Genomic DNA, 6810 nt, shown 5'->3' with positions numbered 1-6810 from the left:
ATGGGAACTTGGTAGTGTTTCACCCATGGCGAGTGGCCCCCTCTAATCAAGTTCTTGCCGAACATATTGATTTTAAAGGATAAACCACTCGCCTTCTTTATTTTAGGTCAAGGCTCGTGAATAAGACGGGAGCAGGGCAGTCGCCCTAAAACAAAGTTAGATGCACTAAGCACATAATTGCTCACAGCCAAACTATCAGGTCAAGTCTGCTTTTATTATTTTTAAGCGTGCATAATAAGCCCTACACAAATTGGGAGATATATCATGAAAGGCTGGCTTTTTCTTGTTATCGCAATAGTTGGCGAAGTAATCGCAACATCCGCATTAAAATCTAGCGAGGGCTTTACTAAGCTTGCCCCTTCCGCCGTTGTCATAATCGGTTATGGCATCGCATTTTATTTTCTTTCTCTGGTTCTGAAATCCATCCCTGTCGGTGTTGCTTATGCAGTCTGGTCGGGACTCGGCGTCGTCATAATTACAGCCATTGCCTGGTTGCTTCATGGGCAAAAGCTTGATGCGTGGGGCTTTGTAGGTATGGGGCTCATAATTGCTGCCTTTTTGCTCGCCCGATCCCCATCGTGGAAGTCGCTGCGGAGGCCGACGCCATGGTGACGGTGTTCGGCATTCTGAATCTCACCGAGGACTCCTTCTTCGATGAGAGCCGGCGGCTAGACCCCGCCGGCGCTGTCACCGCGGCGATCGAAATGCTGCGAGTCGGATCAGACGTCGTGGATGTCGGACCGGCCGCCAGCCATCCGGACGCGAGGCCTGTATCGCCGGCCGATGAGATCAGACGTATTGCGCCGCTCTTAGACGCCCTGTCCGATCAGATGCACCGTGTTTCAATCGACAGCTTCCAACCGGAAACCCAGCGCTATGCGCTCAAGCGCGGCGTGGGCTACCTGAACGATATCCAAGGATTTCCTGACCCTGCGCTCTATCCCGATATTGCTGAGGCGGACTGCAGGCTGGTGGTTATGCACTCAGCGCAGCGGGATGGCATCGCCACCCGCACCGGTCACCTTCGACCCGAAGACGCGCTCGACGAGATTGTGCGGTTCTTCGAGGCGCGGGTTTCCGCCTTGCGACGGAGCGGGGTCGCTGCCGACCGGCTCATCCTCGATCCGGGGATGGGATTTTTCTTGAGCCCCGCACCGGAAACATCGCTGCACGTGCTGTCGAACCTTCAAAAGCTGAAGTCGGCGTTGGGGCTTCCGCTATTGGTCTCGGTGTCGCGGAAATCCTTCTTGGGCGCCACCGTTGGCCTTCCTGTAAAGGATCTGGGTCCAGCGAGCCTTGCGGCGGAACTTCACGCGATCGGCAATGGCGCTGACTACGTCCGCACCCACGCGCCTGGAGATCTGCGAAGCGCAATCACCTTCTCGGAAACCCTCGCGAAATTTCGCAGTCGCGACGCCAGAGACCGAGGGTTAGATCATGCCTAGCATTCACCTTCCGGCCGCCCGCTAGCGGACCCTGGTCAGGTTCCGCGAAGGTGGGCGCAGACATGCTGGGCTCGTCAGGATCAAACTGCACTATGAGGCGGCGGTTCATACCGCGCCAGGGGAGCGAATGGACAGCGAGGAGCCTCCGAACGTTCGGGTCGCCTGCTCGGGTGATATCGACGAGGTTGTGCGGCTGATGCACGACGCTGCGGCGTGGATGTCCGCCAAGGGAACGCCCGCCTGGGACGTCGCGCGGATCGACCGGACATTCGCGGAGACCTTCGTCCTGAGATCCGAGCTCCTAGTCGCGAGTTGCAGCGACGGCATCGTCGGCTGTTGCACCTTGTCGGCCGAGGATCCCGAGTTCTGGCCCGACGCCCTCAAGGGGGAGGCCGCATATCTGCACAAGCTCGCGGTGCGACGGACACATGCGGGCCGGGGTGTCAGCTCCGCGCTGATCGAGGCTTGCCGCCATGCCGCGCGAACGCAGGGGTGCGCCAAGCTGCGGCTCGACTGCCACCCGAACCTGCGTGGCCTATACGAGCGGCTCGGATTCACCCACGTCGACACTTTCAATCCCGGCTGGGATCCAACCTTCATCGCAGAACGCCTAGAACTCGAAATCTAACGTCCGTTCGGGCATCGAGGTCCATGTCGGGGTGGGACGGGCCCGTGGCTTCAAGATCACTTGCAGTCCGACCGCGATGTCTTGGTTGCGCGAGAGGTTGTCGATATCCTCCACTTCCATCATCAACCCTGGATAATGCCGCCGCCGTCATCGCCGCCGACGCCCGTGCCGGGCTTTTCGGGCCTGTCAGGCTTGCTCGGCCTTCAGCCTGCCTGGGCGAGATCTCCGGCGGACGGATTAACGGCGGAGCTTCGCCGCCTTTCGTGCGTGTGAAGGCCGAAGATAGTTCTCTCAAAAACATCCGTTTATGAGAGATACCAAATGTCATTTTCAGAAGACGACTGCACCAGTTGATTGGGCGTAATGGCTGTTGTGCAGCCAGCTCCTGACAGTTCAATATCAGAAGTGATCTGCACCAATCTCGACTATGCTCAATACTCGTGTGGGCTCTGTTGCAAAAATCGTGAAGCTTGAGCATGCTTGGCGGAGATTGGACGGACGGAACGATGACGGATTTCAAGTGGCGCCATTTCCAGGGTGATGTGATCCTGTGGGCGGTGCGCTGGTATTGTCGCTATCCGATCAGCTATCGCGACCTTGAGGAAATGCTGGCGGAACGCGGCATTTCGGTCGACCATACGACGATCTATCGCTGGGTCCAGTGCTACGCCCCGGAGATGGAGAAGCGGCTGCGCTGGTTCTGGCGGCGTGGCTTTGATCCGAGCTGGCGCCTGGATGAAACCTACGTCAAGGTGCGGGGCAAGTGGACCTACCTGTACCGGGCAGTCGACAAGCGGGGCGACACGATCGATTTCTACCTGTCGCCGACCCGCAGCGCCAAGGCAGCGAAGCGGTTCCTGGGCAAGGCCCTGCGAGGCCTGAAGCACTGGGAAAAGCCTGCCACGCTCAATACCGACAAAGCGCCGAGCTATGGTGCAGCGATCACCGAATTGAAGCGCGAAGGAAAGCTGGACCGGGAGACGGCCCACCGGCAGGTGAAGTATCTCAATAACGTGATCGAGGCCGATCACGGAAAGCTCAAGATACTGATCAAGCCGGTGCGCGGTTTCAAATCGATCCCCACGGCCTATGCCACGATCAAGGGATTCGAAGTCATGCGAGCCCTGCGCAAAGGACAGGCTCGCCCCTGGTGCCTGCAGCCCGGCATCAGGGGCGAGGTGCGCCTTGTGGAGAGAGCTTTTGGCATTGGGCCCTCGGCGCTGACGGAGGCCATGGGCATGCTCAACCACCATTTCGCAGCAGCCGCCTGATCGGCGCAGAGCGACAGCCTACCTCTGACTGCCGCCAATCTTTGCAACAGAGCCTCCGTCGCCATGCTCACCTCGCTTTGGTGCACACGAGTATTGAGCATAGTCGAGATTGGTGCAGATCACTTCTGATATTGAACTGTCAGGAGCTGGCTGCACAACAGCCATTACGCCCAATCAACTGGTGCAGTCGTCTTCTGAAAATGACAGCCACCTCCCCGATCCTGCCGCTTTTCACGTAAAATAACCCGTCAAAATATCAAGGAAAGAAAAGGCGCGTTTTTTGGAGGTTACATGCTGATAGGTTACGCCAGGGTATCAAGGGACAAGCAAGAAACGGCGCTGCAACTGGACGCCCTGGACAAGGCCGGGTGTCAGCGCGTTTACGTTGAGAAGCTATCAGGGGCCAGCACAGAACGCCCAGAGCTTGAACGGTGCCTAGATACCTTGAGGGAAGGGGATACGTTGATTGTGTGGCACTTAGACCGACTGGGAAGGAGCATCAAAGACCTGATCGAGATAGTCAGCTCGTTGAAGCGCCAGGGGATCGGGTTCCGCTCCCTAACCCAATCAGACATAGACACCACAACGGCGAACGGGGCTCTAGTGTTCCATGTGTTTGCGGCCTTGGCTGAATACGAACGCGCACGACTGCAAGAGCGCACACGGGCCGGGTTGGAGGCAGCAAGGGCAAGAGGGCGACGCGGTGGGCGACCCTTGGCCATGTCAGATGAAGACGCCAGGAAGGCAAGGGCCATGCTGTCGGATGTAGAGATAACGAAAGCTGAAGTTGCAAAACACTTTGGGGTTCTAGGGATTTTCCCCTCTAAAGTAACATAAATCGCCACAACCCTCGCAGTTAATGGCTTGTGGAGCTGGGTTACCTTTCATTTTAGACTTCATTTTCAACAATAGGCCTAGTTATTTCCTGTAAATCAGGTAGTTTGCGGTTACTAGCGAACTGATAAGTGCCGCTCAGATTAATGTTCTGCCATGCAACGGGTGATACTTGTCGAGTTATTGCTGCTTTTTCCTCGTCACCAACTTCTTCAAAGTGCAGTAATAGATGACTTAGGATCATCGAGTTAAAGTAGATAATAGCATTTGCCGTCAAACGGGCACACTCGTTCCAGACGACTATTTCTGATTCGTTTTTTCCACGGAACTGGTCACGATTGACCGATGCAATAGCTCGCCTGAGGAAATGCCAGGCTTCGCCTCGGTTCAGTGCTCGTTGAACATATTGGCGCAGACTTGCATCATCAATATAATCAAGTAAATATTGGGCTTTGATGAGCCTATTATATTCCGTTAATGCTTGTAATATAGGGTGTCTAGATGGATAACCAGATAATTTGCGTACTAGCAATGCCTGTGTTGTGCGTTTTTCTTGAAGGGATAACACAATACGCTGAATATCCTGCCAGCCTTCTTCAATCACATTCATTTTTATCGGCTTTTTCAGCGCCAGATGCGTGTTTCCGTCGTCGCTTTCAGTTACGTTAAATAGGTCATTGATCACACTGGTGAACTGAGCATACCTAGGCGCAAAACTATAACCGCATAAATCCAATAAGGCATAATTAACATGATTAACACCATGGGTGTCGGTTGAGAGGACATCTGGCTTAAGATCACTAGTATTAGATTGTAGTAAGTCGTAAATATAATGGGACTCATGCTCATTAGATCCTATGATACGGGCATTTAACGCACTATGATTGGCAACTAACGTCATGGCCGTAATACCTTTGTTGGTGCCGAAGTATTTCGAGGAGTAGCGAGTTTTAAAAGTCTCAAGGTGAGTTTCAAATTTTTGCCCATCGGTACTGGCGTGCAGGACGTCTTCTTGGATGTGATAGTGGCGGAAAATAGGGAGTGCCGCTACTGCGTTATTGATGATATCACTAGCCTCTTGCAAGGTTTCAGGCCTAATATAATTAGCTTGTATAGTGCTTAGATGCTCATAACTGCGATCAGATATTTGTGCCATCCCATATACGCCGCGATGTGTCGCATTCGCAATTAGAATAGCCAATAAATCATCCTGATTGGCGCCTACTTGTTTTTGTATTGGCAGCACGTGTGCGAAGCATTGCATAAAGTTGGTTTCTTGTTCAACATAACGCAACACATCAGCAATACTGACGGGGATCATTTGTTTAAAGAAAGGGTTGTTGACAAGTGATTGGGAGCCTTTAACTGGCAGTCGCCATCGTGTGCCACTTCGGCTCTTCATGATCACATTGCGGTTATCACCATTATCAATGTGACGAGCAACATCTTCTAGGGATGTTGTTAAGCGTATTTGTTTTACTTGCAGTAGCTTCTGAATCGGCTGCTTTAGCTTTTCCAATGTTGATGATGCCAATAGATCAGGCTGTATTGACGATGCAATTAAGTCGTCTTCTAGCGCACGATATTTAGTGACGTTTGATAAGTAAATTCGACCATTAAGCCGAGAAGCCAGTTGACGGTAAAGCAACCATTCGTATCGCTGTGGATGAACAACATCCTTGTTAATTAACCATGGACGATGTTTTTGTTGGATAAGTGTACTATCCATTGTTTGCAATGTATTACCTGCTAATAGTTCTGTTTTTGTGGTTTTGAGCTGGGTCACTAATGCTTCTGAGCCTTTACCTGCTTGGCATTCAAGACATAGAAACACGGGCCTTAATAACTGCTCAATTAACCCGTTTTGATCATCATAATATTGCCATTGATATTCTTCTACCGTGCGTTTTTGCTTTTTTAAGTACAGGCATAGCGTTTCTATATCTTGGTTATTCATTACACTTAATGCTTGTTGCCTAACCGTTGCAAATGGTTGATTATCGTCGATACTGTCATCAACAAACAGATGCAGTAATTCTGCGGCTTTGGTGACATTGTCTGCAGCTGACCTCCATGAGTCAAACACTGCCTGTTGGGCAAACGCATGCGCAGCTTCTTGTTGTTTACGGATATGATGAATAAACCCATCAGCCAATCGCTCTAGGCTTTGCCGTATGCGTTGAGTCAGAAAACACAGCAACCATAGGTGTTGCTGTGGACGCTTAAAGCGTTTTAGTTTACTGCCATAATAATCCACCATTTCACCGAAGTGTTGTTGGTTTTTAGACGATAAGGCTAAGCCCTGATGAATCCCCTAATGATTTTGGTAAAAATCATTAAGTTAAGGTGGATACACATCTTGTCATATGATCAAATGGTTTCGCGAAAAATCAATAATCAGACAACAAGATGTGCGAACTCGATATTTTACACGACTCTCTTTACCAATTCTGCCCCGAATTACACTTAAAACGACTCAACAGCTTAACGTTGGCTTGCCACGCATTACTTGACTGTAAAACTCTCACTCTTACCGAACTTGGCCGTAACCTGCCAACCAAAGCGAGAACAAAACATAACATCAAACGAATCGACCGATTGTTAGGTAATCGTCACCTCCACAAAGAGCGAC

General features: G+C 51.6%; 5 protein-coding genes and 2 pseudogenes. 6 read left to right on the top strand and 1 reads right to left on the bottom strand.

The window, feature by feature from the left end:
• Window positions 1–264 precede the first annotated feature (264 nt).
• From K5Q92_RS23160 to K5Q92_RS23140, 5 genes are all read left to right on the top strand, one after another.
• Window positions 265–612, top strand: coding sequence for a quaternary ammonium compound efflux SMR transporter QacE delta 1 (locus tag K5Q92_RS23160; RefSeq protein WP_000679427.1), 348 nt, complete (start codon window positions 265–267; stop codon window positions 610–612).
• Window positions 606–1445, top strand: coding sequence for a sulfonamide-resistant dihydropteroate synthase Sul1 (gene sul1 / locus K5Q92_RS23155; protein WP_000259031.1), 840 nt, complete (start codon window positions 606–608; stop codon window positions 1443–1445). Before K5Q92_RS23160 ends, sul1 begins: the two co-directional genes overlap by 7 nt.
• Before the next feature lie 127 nt (window positions 1446–1572).
• Complete coding sequence (locus K5Q92_RS23150; protein ID WP_000376623.1) at window positions 1573–2073, top strand: GNAT family N-acetyltransferase; 501 nt, start codon at window positions 1573–1575, stop codon at window positions 2071–2073.
• Window positions 2074–2579: 506 nt separating this feature from the next.
• Window positions 2580–3344, top strand: a complete 765-nt coding sequence (locus tag K5Q92_RS23145) for an IS6-like element IS6100 family transposase (protein ID WP_001389365.1) — start codon at window positions 2580–2582, stop codon at window positions 3342–3344.
• 291 nt (window positions 3345–3635) lie between these two features.
• Window positions 3636–4181 (top strand): recombinase family protein, encoded by a 546-nt coding sequence (locus tag K5Q92_RS23140; RefSeq protein WP_109376060.1) that lies wholly within the window; start codon window positions 3636–3638, stop codon window positions 4179–4181.
• Window positions 4182–4233: 52 nt separating this feature from the next.
• On the opposite strand, the pseudogene K5Q92_RS23135 reads toward K5Q92_RS23140, so the two are convergent.
• Window positions 4234–6483: pseudogene (locus K5Q92_RS23135) on the bottom strand (Tn3-like element ISKox2 family transposase); the annotation flags it as partial.
• A gap of 104 nt (window positions 6484–6587) precedes the next feature.
• Between K5Q92_RS23135 and K5Q92_RS23130 the strand changes: the two are divergent.
• Window positions 6588–6810, top strand: a pseudogene (locus K5Q92_RS23130) (IS4 family transposase); the annotation flags it as partial.

The sequence above is a fragment of the Shewanella sp. MBTL60-007 genome (assembly GCF_019654915.1).
Taxonomy (GTDB): Bacteria; Pseudomonadota; Gammaproteobacteria; order Enterobacterales; family Shewanellaceae; genus Shewanella.
Note: the sequence above shows the minus strand (reverse complement) of the source record. Positions and strands in the feature narration are given on the sequence as shown.

Bases quoted from the DNA above. Each gene is read 5' to 3' on its own strand.
- K5Q92_RS23160 (WP_000679427.1), top strand. From the start codon at position 265: ATGAAAGGCTGGCTTTTTCTTGTTATCGCAATAGTTGGCGAAGTAATC.
- sul1 (WP_000259031.1), top strand. From the start codon at position 606: ATGGTGACGGTGTTCGGCATTCTGAATCTCACCGAGGACTCCTTCTTC.
- K5Q92_RS23150 (WP_000376623.1), top strand. From the start codon at position 1,573: ATGGACAGCGAGGAGCCTCCGAACGTTCGGGTCGCCTGCTCGGGTGAT.
- K5Q92_RS23145 (WP_001389365.1), top strand. From the start codon at position 2,580: ATGACGGATTTCAAGTGGCGCCATTTCCAGGGTGATGTGATCCTGTGG.
- K5Q92_RS23140 (WP_109376060.1), top strand. From the start codon at position 3,636: ATGCTGATAGGTTACGCCAGGGTATCAAGGGACAAGCAAGAAACGGCG.